Below are 22,372 nucleotides of genomic sequence, written 5' to 3'. Positions count from 1 at the left end.
CTCCGCCGACCGCGAGGCGACGGCGGCGGCGTCCGCTCGGTTCGTGCGCGGGCGTCCGTCTCGAATCAGTTCACAGCACAAGTGACGGCCTAGTCGCGTGCCGGTTCGTCGTCGAAGATCGTCACACCCTCGAATTCGAACCGTGCACCGCCGTCCCGACCCTCACTGGCGGTGACGGTCCAGCCGTGGGCCTCGACGATCTGTTGCACGATCGCGAGTCCGAACCCGGTCCCGTCCTCAGCGCTCGTGTGACCAAATTCGAATAGCTCCCGAGGGGCGGTCTCGAGTCCCGAGCCGTCGTCCGCGACGTAAAATACCGGCGAGCTGACGTCGGTATCAGTATCGTCCTCGAGCCACTCGACGGTGACGGTAACGTCGGATCCCCCGTGTTCGATCGCGTTCCGAAAGAGGTTCTCGAACAGCGCTCGCAGGCGACCCCCGTCAGCGACGATCGTTCGATCGACGCGACAGTCGAGGACGGCGTCCGCCGTCTCGACCGCGTTCCACGCCTCGCGGACGAGTCGCTCGAGGTCGACCGGCTCGGGGTCGCCGACGGTCCGACCGTGGCGGGCCAGCGACAGGAGGTTCTCGATCAGTTCGTCCATTCGGCCGAGCGACGAGCGGACCTGCTCGATCGAGTCGTCGTCCGCGGCCGGACAGTCCTCGGCGTGGAGTTCGAGGCTCCCCTGGGCCACGTTCAACGGGTTCCGGAGGTCGTGGCTGACGACGCTGGCGAACCCCTCGAGTCGCTCGTTCTGGCGCTCGAGTTCGTTCTGGTAGCGGCGTCGCCGGGTGATATCGCGGATCGCGTGAATCGTGCCGGCGAACTCCCCGTCCTCGAGCGGGAGGAGTCGGGTGTGAACGTCGTGGATCAGTTCCTCGCCGTCCGGCGACCGGAACCGGACCCGGTACTTCGCTCGCTCGAGGTCGGTCGACGAGGAGAGCAACCGCCTGACCTCTTCGGCGTACTTTTCCATTACCCGGTCGGCGTAGTAGCCCCGCTCGACGAGCGCCGGGAACGCCGTCCCCTGTAGTTCCGCGACATCCTCCGCGAACGCGTCGGCGAACTCGTCGTTACACCAGGTGATCGTCCCCTCGGCGTCGAGGACGAACAGCGCGGTCGGGACGAGTTCGATGATGCGCTCGTACTCCGCGAGTTCGCGTTCGCGCCGTTTCCGTTCGGTGATGTCGCGAATGACGGCGGTCGAACCGGCGAACTCGCCGTCGTCGTCGGTGAGGACGGTCACGTTCGCCTCGCCGATCCACCGGTCGCCGCCGTCGGTCTCGACGGTGACCTCGAACCGATCCGATTCCTCGTCGTTCACGTACAGGTTCCGCACCGTTTTGATGCCGCGCTCGAACGACGATCGACTGATGAACTCGGTGATGTGTTCGCCGACGACCGCCTCGCGGTCGACGTCGAGCAGCGTACAGAACGCGTCGTTCGCGACGGTACACCGCCCGAGGTGGTCGAGGACGTACATCGGATCGTCGACCGACTCGACGAGCGTGCGGTAGCGCTCGAGTTCGCGTTCGCTCTCCCGGCGTGCGCGATCGGCGCGTCGCTTCGCGACGGCGTTCTCGATCCGATTCGCGAGCACCGTGTACTGGTCGCCGCCGGTCCCCTTCTGGAGGTAGTCGGTGACGCCGGCCGAGATCGCCTCGCTGGCGATCGATTCGGACCCCCTCCCGGTGAACAGGATGAACGGCAACTCGGGGTCGCGTTCCCGGACCGCCTCGAGGAGTTCGAGCCCGTCCAGTCCCGGCATCTCGTAATCGCTGACGATACAGTCGATCGGCTCCTCGTCCCGAAGTCGCGACAACGCGTCGCGGCCAGTGGCTGCCGTCGCGACCGAGAGTTCGTCGCTCGCTCGCTCGAGCGAGGCGGTCGTCACCGAGCGAATGTCCGGGTCGTCGTCGACACAGAGGACGTGGATCCCGGATGACATCTGATATCTCCCATTGGGACCCGACCTATAATAGTATACTGGGCGCTCGAGACCCGATGACGACGGCACGGTCTCTCGCTCGCGACGACGGGATAGTGGTACAATCGGTGGCGATGGGAGAATCTCGCACGGTCAGCGCCGCGTTTCGGACGGCTTTTGTGAATCGGGCCGGTAGCTAGCGTCGAATGATCTCGAAGGGCTGTGAGCAGTGCGCGAACGGTGGGAAGATGGTGCTATTCGTCTACGGCTACTGTGACGAACGCGACTGCTTCTACTGCCCGCTCGGCGAGAACCGCAAGAACGTCACCGACGTCTACGCCAACGAGCGACTCGTCGAGAGCGACGAAGACGTCATCACGGAGGCCAAGCGGATGGACGCGCTGGGTACCTCGATCACCGGCGGCGAACCCCAGGAGGCCCTCGAGCGAACGTGCCACTACCTCGAACTCCTGAAAGGGAAGTTCGGCGAGGACCACCACACCCACCTCTACACCGGCATCACCGGCGGCCGCGAGAACATGCGCCGCCTCTCAGAGGCCGGCCTCGACGAAATTCGATTCCACCCGCCGTACGAGCAGTGGGGCGACCTCCACGGCACCGAGTGGGAGGAGATCCTCTATATCGCCCGCGAAGAGGGACTCACGCCCGCCTTCGAGATCCCCGGCATCCGCGCCGAGGAGGAGTTCCTCGACTTTTTGGACGAAGGCGCGGCCGATTTCTGCAACGTCAACGAGTTCGAGATGAGCGACGGGAACTACCGCCGGATGCAGGAACAGGGGTTCGAACTCAAAGAGGACCACATGAGCGCCGTCGACGGCTCTCGAGAGGAGATCCTCGAGGTCATGGGCGACCACGAGAAGGTTTACTTCTGTACCTCCGTCTTCAAGGACGCGGCCCAGCACCGCCGGCGGCTCAAACGGATGGCCCGCAACATCCGCCGGGAGTTCGACGATATCACCGACGACGGCACGCTCGTCTACGGCAAGACCACCGCCGATCCCGCCCGCTTCGAGGCGCTCGGCGTCCCCGAGGAGTTCTACACCGTCAAGACGAACCACGTCGAGGTCGCCTGGTGGCTCTTAGAGGAGATGATCGAGGAGGGTGACCTCGAGGAGGGCGAAATCGTCGAACAGTATCCGACGTACGACGGGCAGGTCGTCGAGCGGACGCCGTTAGCGTAAGTACCGCGAGTGAGCGAAGCGAACGAGCGGGTTTTTGGTGTCTTCGCGAGTGAAACGAGCGAAGGGGCAGCGAGAGCGAAGCTCTCGCAGGGCAGATTTTTCGAGTTGAGTGGGACCGAAGGTCCCACTAACCGTGCGAACGGACCCGAAGCGTCCGTGAGCAGAGAGCGGTGAGTGAGCGTCGCGAGCGAACCCGACGAGAAAAAGGTGCACGTGGCAGGTCGTCGAGCGGACGCCGTTAGCGTAAGTACCGGGAGCGACCACCGGGAGCGAATCCGACGAGAAAACGGGACACGCGACAGGCCGGCGGGCGGATACTGCTGGCGGAAATCGAGCGTGGTTTGGCCCGCGCGACGCTAATAACGAGCGCTGCCAGTAGCACGAGCACGGCGGTCGCGGTGCCGAACACGGGAACGCCGTCCTCGGGGGCTGACAGCTCCACGGTGACGGACGCCGTCGCCTCGCTCGAGATCACCGTCGGTACCGTCTCAGTGTTGTATCCCGATGCGGCGATGGTGACAGTGTATTCTTCGCCGGTTCCAGGAACGGTCGTTTCGAGTTCACCGTCCGCGTTCGTCACTCCGGAAACCTCGAACGACGTTCCGTCCGGCCGTTCGATCGTAGCGGTCGCGTTGCTGATCGGGTCGCCGTCCTCGTCGACGACGGCCACTGACAGCGTCGCATCTCCCTCGAGGACGACTCGGTGGCTCCCGGTTCCAGTTATCTCGCCCACCGGCACCGTCTCGTCGACGTAGCCTTCGGCGGTCACGTTGATCGTGTACTCGGAGCCGCCAGGGAGGGCATCGATACTGTACTCCCCGTCACCCCGGTGCGTGCCCGGATACGTTCCCCGTTCGCCGGTCGCCTCGACGGTCGCGTCGGCGACGCCGGCTTCGAACTGTGCATCTTGGAGGGCCACCTCTAGTCCGCTATCCCCCTCGAGCGAGACGTCGAGCGTCGCCGTTTCATCGGCCGGAACGAACGACGACTCGTTCGTCGTCTCGTAACCGGGAGCAGTCGCGGTCAGCGTATACTTCCGTTCAGCCGGAACCCGCTCGAGTTCGTACTTGCCCTCGGCGTTCGGAGTTACCTCGTACTCGATATCGTCGCCGCTCTCGAGGACGAGGGTCGCGTTCTCGATGGGGGCTCCCGTTACCGTATCGGATACCGTTCCCTCGACGGTTGCGAACGAACCGGCTTCCTCGAGGGCTGCGACCGCGTCGACGATTCCGTGACCGTAACGAATGTCCTGTTCGTCAGGGTTACCCGCCGGCTTGGTTGCCGTTTTCGTCACTGCCTCCCTGCTCTCGTCGGGCTCGAGCGATCGGTCGGTCGCTCCCTGGAGCAGCGCGATCACGCCCGCGACGTGCGGTGTCGCCATACTGGTACCGCGCTTTCGCTCGTAGCCACCGCCGGCAGTGGCACTGAGGATCCGATCACCGGGAGCCACGACTGTCGGCACGATATAGCTACCCGGCCACTCGGGCGGGGCGTTCGAGCCCCACGCAGCAGCGGTATCGACCTCCTCCCCGCTCGAGAAGTCGCTGACGCGTTCGTACTCGTCGGTAGCACCGACGCTGATCGCGTCGTAGACGTTTGCCGGCGACGCGGAGACGCCGCTGCCGCCGTTTCCGGCGCCGGCGACGACGACGGTCCCGCTGGCCTCCGCGTTCCGGATGGCGCTGATATAACTCGCCGTGTACCGTTCAGAACCGAGACTCAGGCTGATGACGTCGGCCCCCTTTTTGACGGCCCACTCGATGCCGGCGATCACGTCCGACGTGCGGCCGACACAGGTGTCGCCGCTACAGTCGGTCAGAACGGCGCCGACGAGCAGCTCCGCCTCGGGCGCGACGCCGATCTGCGTTCCGCTCGCGTCGCCGCCGGCGATCGTTCCGGCCACGTGGGTGCCGTGCCCGTTGTAGTCCATCGGCGTCGACGAGCCCCCGGAGAAGTCCCGCCACGCGTCGACCCGTACGTCGGGGTGAGAGTCGTCGGCACCGGTATCGAGGACGGCGACCGTCGCCCCATCGCCGCGAGCGTCGTACGTCTCGTGAACGTCGGGGACTGACAGCTGCTCGAGGCCGTAGGTATACGGGTCGCCGAATCTCGTCGTGGTGGCACCCGGCGACGCGACCGCTGACGACCCGTCCGCGATCGATCCGACCGGCGCCGACGTAGTTGCAGTCGACTCGAGTCGTGGCCCCGCCGTTCCGTTCGTCGGACCGGCAGTCGTCGCAGCCGTCTCGAGCTCGACGACGACGTCGGCGTGGATCTCGACGACGCCGTCGATCGCGGCGACCGTGTCGAGATCGACACGATCCGTATCCACTCGTGCCAGCGCGGCGTTCGCGAGCCAGAACTGACGCTCGACCTCGAGTCCGGCGGTCGTCTCAGCCGCGCGCTCGAACGGGGTCTGCGAGCGATTCGCAGTCGTCTGTAGCGACCTCGTGTCGGTATCGTCGGTCGATGCCGTCCCGGTCGCGTCGTTCTCGAAGCGAACGATCACTTCGGCGACACCTTCGAGGTCCTCGAGGGCTGGATCGATCTGCGCTCGTTCCGATCGCTCGACGGCGATCGAGTCGGCAGTCGTACTCCCGGCTGCGACGTCTCGATTCGTCTCATCGGACGCGGTCGGGGACGCGAGCGTGCTGTGTTCGACCGCGACAGCGGCCGGGAATAACAGCGAGGTACAGAGAAGTACCACCAGAGAGAATGCGAGAAGTTGGCGGCAGTCGACCGACGACACAGACATTGGTCCTTACGAGAAAGTCACGGTCCATAAACTATCTGGCAGTGCGCTCGGTAGACGCTGCTAGCGAGAGACAGAATGCCGACACCGACAGTGGCGACGAACTAGCCTCAGTCGAGTTCGGTCGGATCGACTTCGGGGAGGGTAATGAGATTCTCGCGACCGATGCGAAGTTTCTCGATGTCCTCGTCCTCGTCCATCTGCGAGAGCAGTTGGGACACCTTTGCGTTTGACCAGCCGGTTTCGCTGACGATCGAGGCCTGTTTCATCCGGCCGCCGTTCTGTTTGATCATGCGGAGGACTCGTTCCTCGTCGCTCAACAGGTCGGGGTCGATATCGTCGTCGATATCCTCCTCGTACTCGAGTTGGGTTCCGGTGTCGGCGGCCGACTGGTCGGCTCCCTCGAAGTCGATCGCCGGATCGGTAGCCGATTGCACCGAGCCACCGTCTGGGTTCGGCTTCGTCGAAGCGCGTTGATCTTGCGATGTCACCGACCGTAACCGATCGGCGACGCTACCAGCGAGGTATGCCCCGTGATCGAAGAGTTGGTCGATCGACGTGGGGTGATCGGGGTTCGGGCTCCGACGAGCGAGCAGATAGCTCACGGCGCCGACCACCAGAAGGAGTGCGAACCCGCCGACCAACCAGCCAACCGGTGGAAGTCCGGAACCGCTGGTGCGGACGAAGACGATCTCGAGTTCCCCGTCGCTGAACTCGTAGGGGCCGTCCCAGACGAGTTCGGTGGGTGTGTCGAGGGCGTAGTTCGACGGTGAATGAACGGCCAATCGCTGGCCGTCGGTTAATGACGGAAGTCCGACCAGAGCATCACCGAAGTAGATTCGGTCGTCTTCGACGACCGCGAAGTTCGTCCACGTAAAGGAGTAAGAGATGATTCCGACGCGGACCTCAGTATCTTCGCTGGTTTCGGGGATATCAGCGTCCTCAATACCAGCCTCATCAGGTGAGACGATGCGCGGTTCGTTCCACCCGGCGTTCTCGAGGCTCATTTCGCGACCGGTTGCCTCCTGGGCGTCCCGACGAAACGATTCGAACTGCTGTAGGTCGTACGACACGTCGCGTTGCCCGCTCGTGACCGAAGCGGCGTACTCGTCGAACTCGGCTTCCTCGGTCTCGTTGGTCAAGAGGAACCGGCTCTCGATCGTCCATTTGGCGTCGCCATCGTCCGAGACGTCGATCCGGATCACCTGCTTCGGATCGAGGGGAGTAGGAGCATCCTGCGCGGTAGCCAGACTCGAATGGGCCGATGATTGGGGTGGCGAACCCGTGGAGAAAACCGGCTCTCCCGTGCTATGGTCGGCGGCGATGGCAGGCTGTGCGTCCGTTGGAGTAGATACGGACGCTACCGGTACCGCGGCGGCTGTCATCCCGAACAGAGACAGTGTGAGGAGGGCTGAAAGGGCGAGTGTGACGGCAGTGGAAACCCGCATGCGTACCAACCGGTGGATTCCCCGGGGAAAAAACCCTTTCCATCGAAAAATAACGTGTTATTACTGGCTGTGAAGAGATTTCCGGTCGCTACTGACGCTCCTGAAGCGACGTAAAACGAACCAAAATACTCGGTAAATCGTGCGCTAACTGGTAGAAGAAGTGATATTTTCTGGTGCGACTGGTTTTTGTATCAGGGGTTCGTACGGTGGAGCGATGAACAGCGCGACCCCTGCCCTCCTCGCGTTGCTGCTCGTCTTCTCGCTCGTCGCGATTCCCGTCGCAGCGGGGCCCGAAGACGAAGCGCGCGACTCCGAACAGCCGACGCTTCGAGAGCACACGCTCGAGCAAGCGACGCTACAAGAGCGAACGATGACGAACGACGCGGCTGCCAACGAAACGACCAATCGACTGTCGCTCGAGGGATCGACGAGAACAGAATACGCCGAGTACGGAGCAGACCTGGGAACGCTGCTCGCGAGCACCGACGACACGCTGCGGGTCGACTACGACCAGTACCGGATCCTCGATCGCGAGTTCGAGACGGCGAGCGCCGACGAACGAGAGACGATGGTTCGGGAAGCCTACGAACGAATCGAAGAACGGACGGGCGAACTCGAGGAACGCGAACGGACCGCCGTGAGCGCCCACGCTGAGGGGGAGTTGTCGACGGCCGAGTTACTGCAGGAGGTGCTTCGCAATCACCACGAGGCGGGAGTTCTGTCGGCGGCTCTCGGCCATATCGAAGACCGTGCTGATCGGATCTCCGGCTACGATATCGACGTTCAGGATGACCAGAACGAACTCGAGATGCACCGGACGCCGGTCCGGACGCATCTCGAGCAGGCGGCCCGCAGCGAGACGAGCGAGAGCATCGTCGCTGTCGAAACCACCGAAACCGGATACGCGATTTCCTATATCGATGGCGGCGATTACGTCCGTGAAGCGACCAGATTCGACAACCGCGATACCGATCGTGAGACGCAGTTCGACGATATCACCGACGCGTACGATCACGCCGGCGAGCTCTATCCGTGGGTGTTCGAGAACGGCCGGTCGCCAACGGCCAACGAGCACACGACGGTGCAACTCTACCAGATTCAGGCCACACACGACCAGGGACGACTCGAGGCGTACCTCGACGGCGGCACGGGCGAAGTCCATCGGGAGGTGCAGGTGTTGAGTCGGGCCAACCTGCCGACGGCATCGGAGACGGTCTGGACCGCAGACGGACAGAGACTGTCGCTCAACGAAACCCCGAAGAACGGACCAGTCGAGGTCACGCTGACCGACTCCGAGACCGGCGAGCCTGTATCGGGGAGGGTAACGGTCGACGGATTCGAACTCGGAGCGACCGACGAAGACGGATCGATCTGGTTCGTTCCGCCTGCGAAACCGTACGAACTGACGGTAACGACGGATGCAACGACCATCGAGGCGACAGTTACGAACCGGTAACAGTAGCTCCCTCCGGAGCGTGCTCGAGTCGAGAGTGTAAGTCAAGTGACTGCGATCGGACGAACGTTTTTACGGTAACGGGCGGTCAGCACGGTCGTGAATGGAATGTCGAGACCGTTGATTGTCCGCGAGTCTGATCAGAGAGGGATCAGTCCGGTCGTTGGTCTGATCGCTCTGGTCGCGCTCACCGTCTGTTTGGCAGCCGCCGTGGCAGTCGGGGTCGGCACGGTGTCCCTCGAGGCCAGCGGACCGACCGCGGCGTTCGACCTAACGGCCAACGGTACCGAGTCGTCGATCGTCGTCGAGCATCGCAGCGGCGATCCGATCGACGTCTCCGCGTTGTCGGTGACGATCGCAGTAAACGGTGAGCGACTGGACGAGCAACCGCCCGTTCCGTTCGTCGGCGCGCGCGGATTCGACGGAACGCCGGACGGCCCGTTCAACGCGCGGGCCGACTCCGAGTGGCGGGCTGGAGAGCGGGCGGGAATCGTCGTCGCTGGAACGAACGATCCCGAGATCGATTCGGGGGATACGATTACCGTCACGCTCGCCGTCGACGGATACCGCGTCGCAGCGCTCGAGACGACGGCGCGGTAACGACGAGCAAATTAGACGCGGCGGTGGCGCGGCGCTCGTTGCTCGCTCCGAAACGGGACAGTCCGACGGGACGTTGCGTTACCGCCGAATTACTCGGGCGCGCGCGCAATTGTCGTGATCGCGACCTCGGGGTTGTACGACGGCCCCATGAAGGCGTGTTTGACGTCCTCGAAGCCGGCCCGCTTGAACATGCGGTCGGCCTCGTACTCGTCGTAGAAGAGCATGATCGAGTCGGCCAGCTTCTGGGCGAGGAAATTGTCGGGGTAGTTCGGCCCGACGACGAGCACCTGTCCGCCGGGTTTCAGCACGCGGCGAAACTCCCGGAGCGCGAGGATCGGGGTCGGCCAGTACTCGATCGAGCCCGAGGACCAGACGACGTCGAACGTGTCCGTCGCGAAGGGCAGCCGTTCGGCGTCGCCGCGGTGGAAGTGGACCGGCGGGGCGCGCTTGCCGAACTTTGCGTAGGCCTGCTCGAGCTGGTGTTCGCTCTGGTCGAGGGCGTACACCTCGTCGACGTGCTCGAGCAGCCCGGCAGTCGCGAAGCCGGTGCCACAGCCGACGTCCAGCACCGTCATCTCGGACTCGAGGTCGAGCAACTCGAGGGCCGCGGTGCGCATCTCCTCGTTCCAGACGAAGGGATTGATTCGGTCGTATACCGTCGAGAGGTACTTGTAGAACAGTCGGGCCCGGGCTTTGTTCTCGAGGACTCCCATTACGGAGGGATTTCAGACGGATCGGGATATGTCTACTGTTCGGTCGGTCACGGCGGACGGATACTCGAGCGCTGTCGATCGGGCGCCCCCCGACGAGTGGTCGCTCACTTTCGCAACTACCATATACGCGCTCTCGTAAATTTCACCCGATAGGAGTATGCCGAGGCCAGAGGTTCTCGAACGAATTAAGTCGGCGGAGGACGAGGCCGACGAGATCGTCGCATTGGCACAGAACGACCGCGACGAGCGGATCGCCGAGGCCCGGGAACGAGCCGAGGAGATCCGCACGGAAGCGGAACAGGAGGCGCGCGAACTCAGGGAGCGTCGCCTCGAGGAGGCGCGCGAAGAGATCGACGCGGAGTGCGAACGCGTCCTCGAGGAGGGCGAGCAGGAGCGAGAGACGCTCGCAGCGCAAGCCCGAGATCGGGTCGACGAAGTGACCGACCACGTCGTCGAACTGTTCCAGGAGGACGTGCATGCTCAGACCTGAGCAGATGAGCAAGGTCTCGGTGACCGGATCCAAGGGCGTCATGCCCGCGGTCATCGAGACGGTCCACGAGTTGAACCTGGTTCACCTCTCGGACTACGACGGCTCCTGGCAGGGGTTCGACAACGGCGAGCCCATCGAGGGCGCCGACCGGGGCTCCGAGAAGCTGGTGACCGTCCGGGCCCTCGAGAGCACCCTGGAGCTGTCCGACACAGGGGCCGAACAGGGAACACTCGAAGACGGCTGGGAGGATCGACTCGAGGAGATCCGGACCCGCGTCAACGAACTCGACGACCGCCGCAGCGAGGTCAACGACGAGCTCCGGCGGGTCGAGGAGAAGATCGACCGCGTGGCCCCCTTCGCGGAGTTGGGGATCGACCTCGACCTGCTGTCGGGGTACGAGACGGTCGACGTCACCGTCGTCGAGGGACCGGTCGACCAGATCGAAGCCGCGATCGCCGCGTCCGACGAGATCCGAGCCTTCGAGACGTTTACCGGCGGCGACGTCGTGGCCGTCGTGGCCGCGCCCACGGACGACGCCGGCGAGGCGCCGCTCGACGACGCCCTGGTCGGCGTCGACGTCACCCGTCACGAGGTGCCCGACACCGAACAGAGTCCGAGCGCGTACGTCGCCGATCTCGAGGAGCGCAAGGAGGAACTCGAGTACCAGCTCGAGGACATCGACGCTGAACTCGAGGAGATCGCGCGCGAGCACGGCGGCTTCCTCCGCAAGGTCGAACGGGAGCTGACCATCGAGGTCCAGCAGGCGGAGGCGCCCCTGCAGTTCGCGACGAGCGAGCACGCGTTCGTCGCGGAGGGGTGGATCCCGGCCAGCGAGTACGATCGACTCGTCGCCGGGCTGAACGACGCCGTCGGCGACAGCGTCGAGATCGAGGAACTCGAGGTCGCCGACTACGACGAACACGAACACGGCGCGGAAGCCCACACCGGCTCCGGCGGGGACGGCCACGACGGTGACGGTGGCGAGGACGAACCCGCCGACGCCGAGCCGGCACAGGCCGAGCAGCAGCGGGCCGCCACGGACGGCGGGACGACGACCGGTCAGGGCGGCGCCGTCACGATGGACGACCAACCGCCGGTCATCCTCAAGAACATCACGCCGGCGAAGCCGTTCGAACTGCTGGTGAAGATGGTCGGCCAGCCCAAGTACAGCGAGCTCGATCCGACGGTGCTCGTCTTCCTCACGTACCCGTTCGCGTTCGGGTACATGATCGGCGACATCGGCTACGGGCTGTTGTACATGCTGATGGGGTACGGCGCCTGGAAGGCGTTCGACTCCGACGCCGGCAAAGCGGTCGGGACGATCGGCATCTGGGCCGGCGCGTTCACGGTGATCTTCGGCTGGCTGTACGACGAGATGTTCGGCGTTCACATCGAGTACTGGATGCCCGAGGGGCTCCACAGCACGCTGTCGACGTATCTATTCATGGATACGCTCGATAAGGGGCTGCAGTCGACCGAGTGGGCGATCCTCTGGATCGTCTTCAGCCTCGTCTTCGGGCTGATCCACCTGAATCTGGGGCTGATCCTCGGATTCATCAACGAACTCAGCCACGGGCTCAAGGCCGCCGTCTACGAGAGACTCTCGTGGATCCTCGCGATGAACGGCCTGTTCATCTGGATCTTCAGCGGCCACGCCGTCGGCCAGAAGCCGGATTTCGTCGCTGACTACGCCGTCATCCCGGAAATCGTCGGCCTCGTCGCGTTAGCGGCTTTCGCCGTTGGGGTCGTACTCGTCGGCATCGGTGAAGGTATCGCGGGCGTCTTCGAGGTGCCCGCGTGGGCGTTCGGTCACGTCCTCTCGTACCTGCGGATGGTCGCCGTCCTGCTCGCAAAAGCCGGGATGGCGTTCGCGGTGAACCTGCTGGTGTTCGGCGGCTACTCGGACCACGGCTACACCGCGTTCAACCTTCCGACGTACGACGTCTCCGGCTACGAACAGGAGTTCGTCGGACTGCTCTGGATGGATCCGGCCTGGATCGGGATTCCGCTCGCGATCCTCGTGTTCGTCTTCGGGCACGTGCTGGTGCTCCTGCTGGGGATCACCGCCGCGGGGATTCAGATGCTCCGCCTCGAGTACGTGGAGTTCTTCCAGAAGTTCTACGAAGGCGGCGGCGAGGAATACGAGCCGTTCGGTCACGAAGGCTCTCAGCCCGCCGACTGATCGCCCGGTCCGTCGCGCGCGACTCGTAGACGGTCTCGTCTCTTTTGGGACCTACTCCCTCGGTAGCTGCGTCTCATCGGTGACGGCACAGTAGATTATCGTCTGTGGCCTCGTACCCATACAGGAAGACGTATTTCTGCTTTCGCGAACCGTTATTCAGGAGTCCGTGACATATAAGGACATTTTATTGGCTAGGCGATCCAAAATCCGCGGCGCTGGCTACTATCGTTTATCCATATCGGATTTTTTCGAGAGTTTTATGGGGTGCGCAGAGACAGATACGGCTGTTCGGAGCAATCGAACTCAGAATCATATTCACCATGATCGAAACCCTAGCGGATACGGCCGGTATTGCACTGCAGCAGACCGTCGAAGAATCGCCCTTCCTCACTAACACGGGTGCTGCCGCGCTCGCAGTCGGTCTTTCTGCACTCGCTGCAGGATACGCAGAGCGAGGGATCGGCGCTGCGGCCGTCGGCGCAATCGCCGAAGACGACGACATGTTCGTTCCGGGTATTGTCATGACTGTCCTCCCGGAAACGCTCGTCATCTTCGCTATCGTTGCCATTTTCCTGGTCTAACCGACCACCCCCTTCTCTCACAATGAGTTTGGACACAGTCGTAGAAGACATTCGAGAAGAGGCCCACGCGCGTGCGGAGGACATCCGCGCCGAGGGCGAAGCGCGCGCCGACGAGATCGAATCGGCCGCCGAGGCGGACGCCGACGAGATCCGCGAGGACGCCGAGCGGGACGTCGAGCGCGAGATCGAGCAGCTTCGCGAACAGCGCCTCTCCAGTGCGAAACTGGAGGCGAAACAGAAGCGCCTGGAGGCCCGCCGCGACGTGCTCGGTGAGGTCCGCGAGCAGGTCGAGGACGAGCTCGCCGCCCTCGAGGGCGACACCCGCGAGGAACTCACCCGCGACCTCCTCGAGGCCGCGAGCGGCGAGTTCGACGAGGGAGCCGACGTCAACGTCTACGGTCGCGCGGACGACGAGGAACTGATCGAATCGATCCTCGAGGACTACGACGGCTACGAGTACGCCGGCGAGCGCGACTGTCTCGGCGGCGTCGTCGTCGAGAGCGACCAGTCGCGGGTCCGGGTCAACAACACGTTCGACTCGGTCCTCGAGGACGTCTGGGAAGACAACCTCCGGGAGATCAGCAACCGACTCTTCGAGCAATGAGCGCAGGTGCCTCGAATCCGGAATACGTGAACGCTCGCGTGCGGTCGCGCCGAGCATCGCTGTTCTCGGACGAAGACTATCGCAAGCTGATCCGGATGGGGCCGAGCGAGATCGCACGGTTCATGGAGGAGACGGAGTACGAGCGCGAGATCAACGCGCTCGGCGCGCGGTTCTCGGGCGTCGACCTGATCGAGTACGCCCTGAACCGCAACCTCGCGAAGCACTTCCAGGACCTGCTGGACTGGTCGCAGGGACACCTCTACGACCTCATCGCCCGGTACCTCCGGAAGTTCGACGTCTGGAACCTGAAGACGATCTTCCGCGGAATCTACACCGACTCCACTCCCGAGGAGATCCGGACGGACCTGATCCGGGCCGGCGAACTCGACGAGCGGACGATCGACCGACTGCTCGAGGTCGACACGATCGGGGACGGGATCGAACTCCTCGATCGGACGATCTACGCCGAGTCCCTCGAGGCGGCCCACGAGGAGTACGAGGAGAGCGGTGCGCTCGTCCCCCTCGAGAACGCCCTGGACCGGGCGTTCTACGAGCACCTGCTCGAGGGCGTCTCCCGCGGCCCGGCGGCCGAGCCCCGGGAGGGACCGGAGGCGAAGTACGTCGAGTTCCTGCAGGCGGAGATCGACTTCCGGAACGCCCGGAACGCGCTGCGACTCGCTCGCAGCGGGGCGGACCTCGATCCCGCCAGCTACTACATCGAGGGCGGGGTCCTGTTCGACCGCTCGGAGCTGAGTCGTCTCGTCACCGACTACGACGCGCTCGTCGATCACATCGGCGACAACAAGCGCTACGGCGACCGGCTCTCGGGAGCGATGGACCGGCTGCGCGATGCTGACAGCCTTATCCAGTTCGAGCACGCACTAGACGCTGCGTTGCTCGAGTACGCGGATACGCTCTCGAGCATCTACCCGACCTCCGTCTCGGCCGTGCTCTCGTACATCCTCGCGAAGGAGCGCGAGGTCGAGAACATCCGTGCCATCGCGCGCGGTCGGGAGGTCGGCCTCGACGAAAACGAGATCGAAGAGGAGCTGGTGATCCTATGAGCCAGGAAATCGCAGTCGTCGGCAGTCCGGAGTTCACCACCGGCTTCCGCCTCGCGGGCGTCCGTCGGTTCGAGAACGTCCCGGACGACGAGAAAGACGAGCGGTTAGACGACGCGGCGACGGCGGCCCTCGAGGACGAGGGCGTCGGGATCGTCGTCATGCACGACGACGACCTCGAGCACCTGTCGCGAAACGTCCGGCAGGAGGTCGAGACGAGCGTCGAACCGGTCGTCGTCACGATCGGGAGCGGAACCGGTGGCGGCGGACTGCGCGAGCAGATCAAACGCGCGATCGGGATCGACCTGATGGACGAGGACGAAGACAGCTAAACTATGAGCCAGGCAGAAGACATCGAAACCGTCGACGAAGACGGTGAAATCGAAAGCGTGAGCGGTCCGGTCGTGACCGCCACGGACCTCGACGCCCGGATGAACGACGTCGTCTACGTCGGCGACGAAGGGCTGATGGGCGAGGTCATCGAGATCGAAGGGAACCTGACCACGATTCAGGTCTACGAGGAAACCTCCGGCGTCAGTCCGGGCGAACCCGTCCAGAACACGGGCGAGCCCCTGAGCGTCGACCTCGGACCGGGCATGATGGACTCCATCTACGACGGCGTCCAGCGCCCGCTCGACGTCCTCGAGGACAAGATGGGGACCGCGTTCCTCGACCGCGGGGTCGACGCCCCCGGGATCGACCTCGAGAAGGAGTGGGAGTTCACCCCCGAGGTCAAGCCCGGTGACGAGGTCGAGCCCGGCGACGTCGTCGGCGTCGTCGAGGAGACCGTCACCATCGACCACAAGGTCATGGTGCCCCCGGACTACGAGGGCGGCGAAGTCACCACCGTCGGTGACGGCGAGTACACGGTCGAGGAGACCGTCGTCGAACTCGACAACGGCGAAGAGATCACGATGCACCAGGAGTGGCCGGTCCGCGAGGCCCGGCCCGCCGGTGACAAGGAGACGCCGACCGAGCCGCTGGTGACCGGTCAGCGCGTTCAGGACGGCCTGTTCCCGCTCGCGAAGGGCGGGACGGCCGCGATTCCCGGCCCGTTCGGCTCCGGGAAGACCGTTACGCAGCAACAGCTCGCCAAGTGGTCCGACGCGGACATCGTCGTCTACATCGGCTGTGGCGAGCGCGGCAACGAGATGACCGAGGTCATCGAGGACTTCCCGGAACTGCCCGACCCGCAGACCGGGAACCCGCTGATGGCCCGGACGTGCCTCATCGCCAACACGTCGAACATGCCCGTCGCGGCCCGCGAGTCCTGTATCTACACGGGAATCACGATCGCGGAGTACTACCGCGACATGGGGTACGACGTCGCGCTGATGGCCGACTCCACCTCCCGGTGGGCGGAGGCCATGCGGGAGATTTCCTCCCGACTCGAGGAGATGCCCGGCGAGGAGGGGTACCCCGCGTACCTCGCCGCAGCGCTCTCGGAGTTCTACGAGCGCGCCGGCAAGTTCCAGCTGATCAACGGCGGCGAAGGGTCGATTTCGGTCGTCGGCGCGGTGTCGCCGCCGGGCGGCGACTTCTCAGAGCCGGTCACCCAGAACACCCTGCGTATCGTCAAGACGTTCTGGGCGCTGGACGCCGACCTCGCGGAGCGTCGGCACTTCCCGTCGATCAACTGGGACGAGTCCTACTCGCTGTACACGGATCAGCTCGATCCGTGGTGGGAGTCGAACGTCGCCAGCGACTGGGCGACCATCCGCCAGTGGGCGGTCGACGTGCTCGACGAGGAGGGCGAACTCCAAGAGATCGTCCAGCTCGTCGGGAAGGACGCGCTACCGGAGGACCAGCAGCTGACGCTCGAGGTGGCGCGCTTCCTGCGCGAGGCCTGGCTCCAGCAGAACGCGCTCCACGACGTCGACACCTACTGCGAACCCGAGAAGACCTACCGGATGCTGGTGGCGATCAAGACGTTCAACGACGAGGCCTTCGACGCGCTCGAGGCCGGCGTGCCACCCGAGGAGATCACGGACATCGACGCCGCCCCGCGGCTCAACCGGATGGGTACCGCCGAGGAGTGGAACGAGTTCATCGACGAACTCGAGAACGACCTCCAAGAACAACTGCGAGCACTGTACTAACGATGAAAGAGTATCAGACTATCACGGAAATCAGCGGTCCGCTGGTGTTCGCCGAGGTCGACGAGCCCGTCGGCTACGACGAGATCGTCGAGATCGAAACCGAAGACGGGCGAACGCTGCGCGGCCAGGTGCTGGAATCGAGCGACGGAATCGTCTCGATCCAGGTGTTCGAGGGGACCGGCGGGATCGACCGCAACGCCTCCGTTCGCTTCCTGGGCGAGACGATGAAGATGCCCGTCACCGAGGACCTCCTCGGACGGGTGCTGGACGGCTCCGGGAACCCGATCGACGGCGGCCCGGAGATCGTTCCCGAGTCCCGCGAGGACATCGTCGGGAAGGCGATCAACCCCTACTCCCGGGAGTACCCCGAGGAGTTCATCCAGACCGGCGTCTCCGCCATCGACGGCATGAACACGCTGGTCCGCGGCCAGAAGCTCCCGATCTTCTCCGGATCGGGGCTGCCCCACAACGAACTCGCGCTGCAGATCGCCCGACAGGCGACCGTTCCCGAAGAGGACGAGGGCGGCGACGACGACGAGGGCTCCGAGTTCGCCGTCATCTTCGGTGCGATGGGGATCACCGCGGAAGAGGCCAATGAGTTCATGGACGACTTCGAGCGCACCGGCGCGCTCGAGCGCTCGGTCGTCTTCATGAACCTCGCGGACGACCCCGCGGTCGAGCGGCAGGTCACCCCGCGACTCGCGCTGACCACGGCCGAGTATCTGGCCTTCGAGAAGGGGTACCACGTGCTGGTCATCCTGACGGACATGACCAACTACTGCGAGGCGCTGCGCGAGATCGGCGCCGCGCGTGAGGAGGTTCCGGGCCGCCGTGGCTACCCCGGCTACATGTACACCGACCTGGCGCAACTCTACGAGCGCGCCGGTCGAATCGAGGGCAAGGAGGGATCGGTCACGCAGATTCCGATCCTCACCATGCCCGGCGACGACGACACCCACCCGATTCCGGACCTGACCGGGTACATCACCGAGGGCCAGATCGTGATGGACCGGGACCTCAACAGTCAGGGGATCGAGCCGCCGGTCAACGTCCTGCCCAGCCTCTCGCGGCTGATGGACGACGGGATCGGCGAGGGCCTGACCCGCGCGGACCACGGCGACGTCTCCGACCAGATATACGCCGCCTACGCGGAGGGTGAAGACCTGCGCGACCTCGTGAACATCGTCGGTCGCGAAGCGCTCAGCGAGCGGGACAACAAGTTCCTCGACTTCGCCGACCGCTTCGAGACGGAGTTCGTCCAGCAGGGGTACGACACCAACCGCTCGATCGACGACACGCTCGAGCTCGGCTGGGACCTCCTCTCGATGCTGCCCAAGGAGGCACTCAACCGCATCGACGAAGACCTCATCGAGGAGCACTACCGCGAAGAGGAGCCCGAGGCCGTCGAAGCGTCGGCCGACTGATCGCGCTCCGAACCCGATTCGACTCCGCTTTCGGTTCTTTTTCGCCGGTGATCAGTGACGAACCGACTCGAGAGACGGAACGCTGCCGTTCCCCTCCATTCACGTTTCGAGTTGGAGCCGTCCGTTTCGGCTCGAGCGACCGCCGCGATCGCCGTCACCGCCAACGATATACGAACGTACCGGTCGTGACCGCCGGCCGGGAGGAATCGAAACCACCTTCATAATCGTTGTTGACGCACGACACGTATGCACAAACCACTGCTCGTGACGGACTTTCTCGACCGGGCACGGGACCACTACGGGGACGAGGAGGCCGTCGTCGCCACGACGGGGGAGCGCTACACCTACGACGAACTCGGGGAGCGCGCCGACCGGTTCTCGGCGGCGCTGCAGGAGCGGGGCATCGAGAAGGGCGACCGCGTCGCGGTGCTCGACCCGAACACCCACTACCACCTCGAGGCGGCCTACGGGAGCATGCAACTCGGCGCGGTGCACACGCCGCTGAACTACCGGCTGACGCCCGAGGACTTCTCGTACATGCTCGAGGACGCCGAGGTCGACGCCATCTACGCCGACTACGACTTCGCGGACAAGATCGAACCGATCCGCGACGAGGTGCCGACGGAGACGTTCATCACGAACGACGCCGACGCCGTCGAGGGGAAATGGGAGGAGTTCGACGCGGTGCTCGAGGAGGCGGGCACCGAGTACGACCGCCCCGAGATGGACGAGGACGAGATCATCACGATGAACTACACCTCGGGGACGACGGGCGACCCGAAGGGGGTCTGTCGGACCCACCGCTCGGAGACGCTCCACGCCTACCTGGTCACGGCCCACCAGGAGCTCCGGGACGACGATAGCTACCTCTGGACGCTGCCGATGTTCCACGTCAACGGCTGGGGGCACATCTACGCCGTGACGGGGATCGGCGCGAAACACGTCTGTACGCGCGGGGTCGACGCCGGTGACATCTTCGAGGCGGTCCAGACCGAGGACGTCTCCTACATGTGCGGCGCGCCGACGGTGCTGAACATGCTGATCGACTACTACGAGGAGCACGATCCGGAGACTACGGGAGCCAACGACGTCCGGATCGCGACCGCGGGGTCGGCCCCGCCGGAGGCCACCATCCGCACCGTCGAGGACGAGTTCGGCTGGTACCTGAAACACGTCTACGGCGCGACCGAGACCGGGCCGCTGATCACGACCTCCGACGCCCGCCGCACGTTCGACGACGACGATTCGGACCGGTTCACAATCAAGAAACGACAGGGGCTGGGCTATCTGGGCACCGAGATCCGCGTCGTCGACGAGGACGGCAACGACGTCGACCGCGACGACGCCTCGATCGGCGAGATCGTCGTTCGGGGCAACCAGGTCATGGAGAAGTACTGGAACAAGCCCGAGGAGACCGAGGAGGCGTTCAACGACCGCGTCGAGGGCTACTACCACACCGGCGACCTCGCTACCATCGACGAGCACGGGATGATCTCGATCCAGGATCGCAAGAAGGACATCATCATCTCCGGCGGGGAGAACATCTCGAGCATCGAACTCGAGGACACGCTGTTCGACCACCCCGAGGTCTCGGACGTTGCGGTGATTCCGGCACCCAGCGACGAGTGGGGCGAGACGCCGAAGGCGTTCGTCGTGCCGGGCAACGGCGATCCGGACGATCCGAGCGTGACGCGGGACGAACTCGTCGAGTTCACCCGCGACAACCTCGCGGGCTACAAGGTCGTCCGGGAGGTCGAGTTCGTCGAGGAACTGCCGACCACGGCCACCGGCAAGATCCAGAAGTACGAACTCCGCCAGGAGGAGTGGGAGGACGAGGATCGAATGGTCGGGCAGGGGTAGCTACCGCCACCGATCGTCGCGATCCGAGTCCTCCGACCGCGTTCCCCATCCGGGTTCCTCGTCGAAGTTATCCGTATGATTTCGGACCCCACCCGCGCGCTCGCTCGAGTCCGACCCTGACCGCTTCCGCCCGCCCTGTTCCTGTGCGATCCGCTCCGCCTCCGTGCGATCGACGACGGTCGGATTCGACGTCTCACCCTCGATCGCGACCCAGAGAGCCAGCGGAATCGCGATCGCGAAGAGGAGGAAGACGATGATGATCGCGCCGGTCATCAGTAGTCGATTCCTCGAGACCCGAGCACAAAATATTTGTCGTCCAACACGAATTCGAGGATATGAAGGACGACGATCGCGGCTGTCCGAAGTGCGACCACACGGAGACGGAGATCGACGAGATCGCGACGAGCGGGACGGGACTGTCGAAGTTCTTCGACATACAGAACCGGCAGTTCATAGTCGTGAGCTGTACGAGCTGCGGTTACTCCGAACTCTACCGCGGCCAGTCGTCGGGGAACATGGTCGATCTCTTCCTCGGGTAGGCCCGCCGAGTGGACACGAGTCGTCCCGTCGCTCAACTGGAAAGGAGCCCCGACGCACACTGAGGAGCCGTCCCGTTGGCCGATACCCGCCAAAACTGTAAACAGTTATCCGACTGGGGGCGCAACCCTCCCACAAGATGGCCAAGGACGTCAAGCCCACCCGCAAGAACCTGATGGAGATCGAGGATCGGATCGAACTCTCCGAGCGGGGGCACGGGACCTTAGAGAAGAAACGGGACGGGCTGATCATGGAGTTCATGGACATCCTGGACAAGGCCCAGGACGTCCGCGGAGACCTCGCAGACGACTACGACGCGGCCCAGAAGAAGATCAACATGGCTCGAGCCATGGAAGGCGACGTCGCGGTCCGGGGCGCCGCCGCTGCGCTGCAGGAACACCCCGAGATCACCACCGAGTCGAAGAACATCATGGGCGTCGTCGTCCCGCAGATCGAGTCCTCCAAGGTCACCAAGAGCCTCGACCAGCGGGGCTACGGGATCATGGGGACCTCCGCACGCATCGACGAGGCCGCCGAAGCCTACGAGGACCTGCTGGAGAGCATCATCCTCGCCGCCGAGGTCGAGACGGCGATGAAGAAGATGCTCCGCGAGATCGAGACCACCAAGCGCCGCGTCAACGCCCTCGAGTTCAAACTCCTGCCCGACCTCTACGACGGCCAGGAGTACATCGAGCAGAAACTCGAGGAGCAGGAGCGCGAGGAGACGTTCCGCCTGAAGAAGATCAAGGATAAGAAGGAGCAGGCCGAGAAGGAAGAACGCCAGGCCGAAGCCGCGGCGGCGGACGAAGTGGCGCCGGACGAGGACGAGGGGAGCACGGCCGAACCCGACATGGAACAGTCGACCGCGGGTGGCGTTCCGGGCGGCGACTGAGCGAGCACGACCGACGCGACACATCTGACCAACCATGGCCTGTACCGCGTGCAGCGCATCGACGGTCGTTTTTTCCGTTCCCGAGGAGTACCGCGAGTACGCGCCAGCGGAGTCGCCGGCCGCGACGTGCTGTACGCGCTGTCTGAACGTCGGCCCCGAAGCCGACGCCGCCCTCGAGGAGCCCGACTTTTCCAGAATCAGCGACGCCTGTCCGACCGATCCCGACGCGGCGGTCCCCCTCGCGCTCGCCATCGGGCGCTGTTCCTCGCTCGCGACCAACCGGGCCGCGATCGAAGCCCTGCTCGAGGCCGTCGAACGCGCCGGGACGGATCCGCTCTTGACTCTCGATCGACTCGTCGAGGACCCCGACGTCGAGCCGGCGATCGACCTCGAGCGCCGACGCCACCAGCTCGAGCAGCTATTGTACTGATAATACGGTTACAGCTGTTGTACTGACGGGACGGTTGTCGCGGGGTTCGAGTCGCACTCGCGAATCTGGCGTCGACACACGCCGCGAAGAAGCGACGGCAACTGATTCCCCAGCCG

At 64.5% G+C, this 22,372-nt stretch carries 20 protein-coding genes; 15 read left to right on the top strand and 5 right to left on the bottom strand.

The features are described 5' to 3' along the window. Positions 1–89 precede the first annotated feature (89 nt). Positions 90–1,949: a PAS domain S-box protein gene (locus J0X25_RS22895; protein ID WP_207289871.1), complete on the bottom strand. Its 1,860-nt coding sequence runs from the start codon at positions 1,947–1,949 to the stop codon at positions 90–92. 185 nt (positions 1,950–2,134) lie between these two features. Here J0X25_RS22895 and J0X25_RS22890 point away from each other — a divergent pair, with 185 nt between their 5' ends. Beyond that, positions 2,135–3,130 carry a radical SAM protein gene (locus J0X25_RS22890; RefSeq protein ID WP_207289870.1) on the top strand — a complete coding sequence of 332 codons (996 nt, stop codon included), beginning with the start codon at positions 2,135–2,137 and terminating at the stop codon, positions 3,128–3,130. Between the two features lie 238 nt (positions 3,131–3,368). On the opposite strand, the gene J0X25_RS22885 is transcribed toward J0X25_RS22890, so the two are convergent. Together J0X25_RS22885 and J0X25_RS22880 are read right to left on the bottom strand one after the other, a co-directional pair. Continuing rightward, positions 3,369–5,837, bottom strand: coding sequence for a S8 family serine peptidase (locus J0X25_RS22885; RefSeq protein WP_226776990.1), 2,469 nt, complete (start codon positions 5,835–5,837; stop codon positions 3,369–3,371). A gap of 155 nt (positions 5,838–5,992) precedes the next feature. Continuing rightward, positions 5,993–7,087, bottom strand: coding sequence for a helix-turn-helix transcriptional regulator (locus J0X25_RS22880; protein ID WP_345778472.1), 1,095 nt, complete (start codon positions 7,085–7,087; stop codon positions 5,993–5,995). A 457-nt stretch (positions 7,088–7,544) separates the two neighbouring features. Between J0X25_RS22880 and J0X25_RS22875 the strand changes: the two genes are divergently transcribed. Together J0X25_RS22875 and J0X25_RS22870 are read left to right on the top strand one after the other, a co-directional pair. Next, positions 7,545–8,786: a DUF7096 domain-containing protein gene (locus J0X25_RS22875; RefSeq protein WP_207289867.1), complete on the top strand. Its 1,242-nt coding sequence runs from the start codon at positions 7,545–7,547 to the stop codon at positions 8,784–8,786. Between the two features lie 105 nt (positions 8,787–8,891). Continuing rightward, entirely contained in the window at positions 8,892–9,383 is a 492-nt protein-coding gene (locus tag J0X25_RS22870; protein WP_207290848.1) for a type IV pilin domain-containing protein, read from the top strand. Positions 9,384–9,472: 89 nt separating this feature from the next. Here the strand turns inward: J0X25_RS22870 and J0X25_RS22865 are convergent, their stop codons facing one another. Further along, on the bottom strand, positions 9,473–10,096 hold the full coding sequence (locus J0X25_RS22865; protein ID WP_207289866.1) for a methyltransferase domain-containing protein: 624 nt from the start codon (positions 10,094–10,096) through the stop codon (positions 9,473–9,475). 157 nt (positions 10,097–10,253) lie between these two features. On the opposite strand from J0X25_RS22865, the gene ahaH reads away from it, so the two are divergent. From ahaH to J0X25_RS22820, 9 genes are all read left to right on the top strand, one after another. After that, the gene (gene ahaH / locus J0X25_RS22860) at positions 10,254–10,586 is read left to right on the top strand and encodes an ATP synthase archaeal subunit H (RefSeq protein ID WP_207289865.1); all 333 of its coding nucleotides are present in this window, start codon (positions 10,254–10,256) and stop codon (positions 10,584–10,586) included. Between the two features lie 4 nt (positions 10,587–10,590). Next, positions 10,591–12,768, top strand: a complete 2,178-nt coding sequence (locus tag J0X25_RS22855; RefSeq protein ID WP_207290847.1) for a V-type ATP synthase subunit I — start codon at positions 10,591–10,593, stop codon at positions 12,766–12,768. Positions 12,769–13,088: 320 nt separating this feature from the next. Continuing rightward, complete coding sequence (locus tag J0X25_RS22850) at positions 13,089–13,349, top strand: hypothetical protein (RefSeq protein ID WP_207289864.1); 261 nt, start codon at positions 13,089–13,091, stop codon at positions 13,347–13,349. Positions 13,350–13,371: 22 nt separating this feature from the next. Next, positions 13,372–13,953, top strand: coding sequence for a V-type ATP synthase subunit E (locus tag J0X25_RS22845; protein WP_207289863.1), 582 nt, complete (start codon positions 13,372–13,374; stop codon positions 13,951–13,953). Next, on the top strand, positions 13,950–15,017 hold the full coding sequence (locus tag J0X25_RS22840; protein ID WP_207289862.1) for a V-type ATP synthase subunit C: 1,068 nt from the start codon (positions 13,950–13,952) through the stop codon (positions 15,015–15,017). The genes J0X25_RS22845 and J0X25_RS22840 overlap by 4 nt, the downstream gene beginning before the upstream one ends. Next, entirely contained in the window at positions 15,014–15,346 is a 333-nt protein-coding gene (locus J0X25_RS22835) for a V-type ATP synthase subunit F (protein ID WP_207289861.1), read from the top strand. Before J0X25_RS22840 ends, J0X25_RS22835 begins: the two co-directional genes overlap by 4 nt. Positions 15,347–15,349: 3 nt before the next feature. Next, positions 15,350–17,113 carry an ATP synthase subunit A gene (locus tag J0X25_RS22830; RefSeq protein WP_207289860.1) on the top strand — a complete coding sequence of 588 codons (1,764 nt, stop codon included), beginning with the start codon at positions 15,350–15,352 and terminating at the stop codon, positions 17,111–17,113. Between the two features lie 2 nt (positions 17,114–17,115). After that, the gene (locus J0X25_RS22825) at positions 17,116–18,537 is read left to right on the top strand and encodes an ATP synthase subunit B (RefSeq protein ID WP_207289859.1); all 1,422 of its coding nucleotides are present in this window, start codon (positions 17,116–17,118) and stop codon (positions 18,535–18,537) included. Between the two features lie 246 nt (positions 18,538–18,783). After that, positions 18,784–20,397 (top strand): long-chain-fatty-acid--CoA ligase, encoded by a 1,614-nt coding sequence (locus tag J0X25_RS22820; protein ID WP_207289858.1) that lies wholly within the window; start codon positions 18,784–18,786, stop codon positions 20,395–20,397. Here the strand turns inward: J0X25_RS22820 and J0X25_RS22815 are convergent, their stop codons facing one another. Continuing rightward, positions 20,398–20,670 carry a DUF8143 family protein gene (locus tag J0X25_RS22815; protein ID WP_207289857.1) on the bottom strand — a complete coding sequence of 91 codons (273 nt, stop codon included), beginning with the start codon at positions 20,668–20,670 and terminating at the stop codon, positions 20,398–20,400. Between the two features lie 62 nt (positions 20,671–20,732). Between J0X25_RS22815 and J0X25_RS22810 the strand changes: the two genes are divergently transcribed. From J0X25_RS22810 to J0X25_RS22800, 3 genes are all read left to right on the top strand, one after another. After that, a complete protein-coding gene (locus tag J0X25_RS22810; protein WP_207289856.1) occupies positions 20,733–20,936 on the top strand; it encodes a zinc ribbon domain-containing protein in 204 nt (67 codons plus the stop codon). A gap of 137 nt (positions 20,937–21,073) precedes the next feature. Further along, positions 21,074–21,826, top strand: coding sequence for a V-type ATP synthase subunit D (locus J0X25_RS22805; protein ID WP_207289855.1), 753 nt, complete (start codon positions 21,074–21,076; stop codon positions 21,824–21,826). A gap of 34 nt (positions 21,827–21,860) precedes the next feature. Continuing rightward, the gene (locus J0X25_RS22800) at positions 21,861–22,256 is read left to right on the top strand and encodes a DUF6276 family protein (RefSeq protein WP_207289854.1); all 396 of its coding nucleotides are present in this window, start codon (positions 21,861–21,863) and stop codon (positions 22,254–22,256) included. Positions 22,257–22,372: the final 116 nt, after the last annotated feature.

The sequence above is a fragment of the Haloterrigena alkaliphila genome (assembly GCF_017352155.2).
GTDB classification, from domain to species: domain Archaea; phylum Halobacteriota; class Halobacteria; order Halobacteriales; family Natrialbaceae; genus Haloterrigena; species Haloterrigena alkaliphila.
The sequence above is the reverse complement of the archived record's forward strand: the minus strand, read 5'-3'. Positions and strand labels throughout refer to the sequence as shown.

Bases quoted from the DNA above. Each gene is read 5' to 3' on its own strand.
- J0X25_RS22895 (WP_207289871.1), bottom strand. From the start codon at position 1,949: ATGTCATCCGGGATCCACGTCCTCTGTGTCGACGACGACCCGGACATT.
- J0X25_RS22890 (WP_207289870.1), top strand. From the start codon at position 2,135: ATGATCTCGAAGGGCTGTGAGCAGTGCGCGAACGGTGGGAAGATGGTG.
- J0X25_RS22875 (WP_207289867.1), top strand. From the start codon at position 7,545: ATGAACAGCGCGACCCCTGCCCTCCTCGCGTTGCTGCTCGTCTTCTCG.
- J0X25_RS22870 (WP_207290848.1), top strand. From the start codon at position 8,892: ATGTCGAGACCGTTGATTGTCCGCGAGTCTGATCAGAGAGGGATCAGT.
- J0X25_RS22865 (WP_207289866.1), bottom strand. From the start codon at position 10,096: ATGGGAGTCCTCGAGAACAAAGCCCGGGCCCGACTGTTCTACAAGTAC.
- ahaH (WP_207289865.1), top strand. From the start codon at position 10,254: ATGCCGAGGCCAGAGGTTCTCGAACGAATTAAGTCGGCGGAGGACGAG.
- J0X25_RS22855 (WP_207290847.1), top strand. From the start codon at position 10,591: ATGAGCAAGGTCTCGGTGACCGGATCCAAGGGCGTCATGCCCGCGGTC.
- J0X25_RS22850 (WP_207289864.1), top strand. From the start codon at position 13,089: ATGATCGAAACCCTAGCGGATACGGCCGGTATTGCACTGCAGCAGACC.
- J0X25_RS22845 (WP_207289863.1), top strand. From the start codon at position 13,372: ATGAGTTTGGACACAGTCGTAGAAGACATTCGAGAAGAGGCCCACGCG.
- J0X25_RS22840 (WP_207289862.1), top strand. From the start codon at position 13,950: ATGAGCGCAGGTGCCTCGAATCCGGAATACGTGAACGCTCGCGTGCGG.
- J0X25_RS22835 (WP_207289861.1), top strand. From the start codon at position 15,014: ATGAGCCAGGAAATCGCAGTCGTCGGCAGTCCGGAGTTCACCACCGGC.
- J0X25_RS22830 (WP_207289860.1), top strand. From the start codon at position 15,350: ATGAGCCAGGCAGAAGACATCGAAACCGTCGACGAAGACGGTGAAATC.
- J0X25_RS22825 (WP_207289859.1), top strand. From the start codon at position 17,116: ATGAAAGAGTATCAGACTATCACGGAAATCAGCGGTCCGCTGGTGTTC.
- J0X25_RS22820 (WP_207289858.1), top strand. From the start codon at position 18,784: ATGCACAAACCACTGCTCGTGACGGACTTTCTCGACCGGGCACGGGAC.
- J0X25_RS22815 (WP_207289857.1), bottom strand. From the start codon at position 20,670: ATGACCGGCGCGATCATCATCGTCTTCCTCCTCTTCGCGATCGCGATT.
- J0X25_RS22810 (WP_207289856.1), top strand. From the start codon at position 20,733: ATGAAGGACGACGATCGCGGCTGTCCGAAGTGCGACCACACGGAGACG.
- J0X25_RS22805 (WP_207289855.1), top strand. From the start codon at position 21,074: ATGGCCAAGGACGTCAAGCCCACCCGCAAGAACCTGATGGAGATCGAG.
- J0X25_RS22800 (WP_207289854.1), top strand. From the start codon at position 21,861: ATGGCCTGTACCGCGTGCAGCGCATCGACGGTCGTTTTTTCCGTTCCC.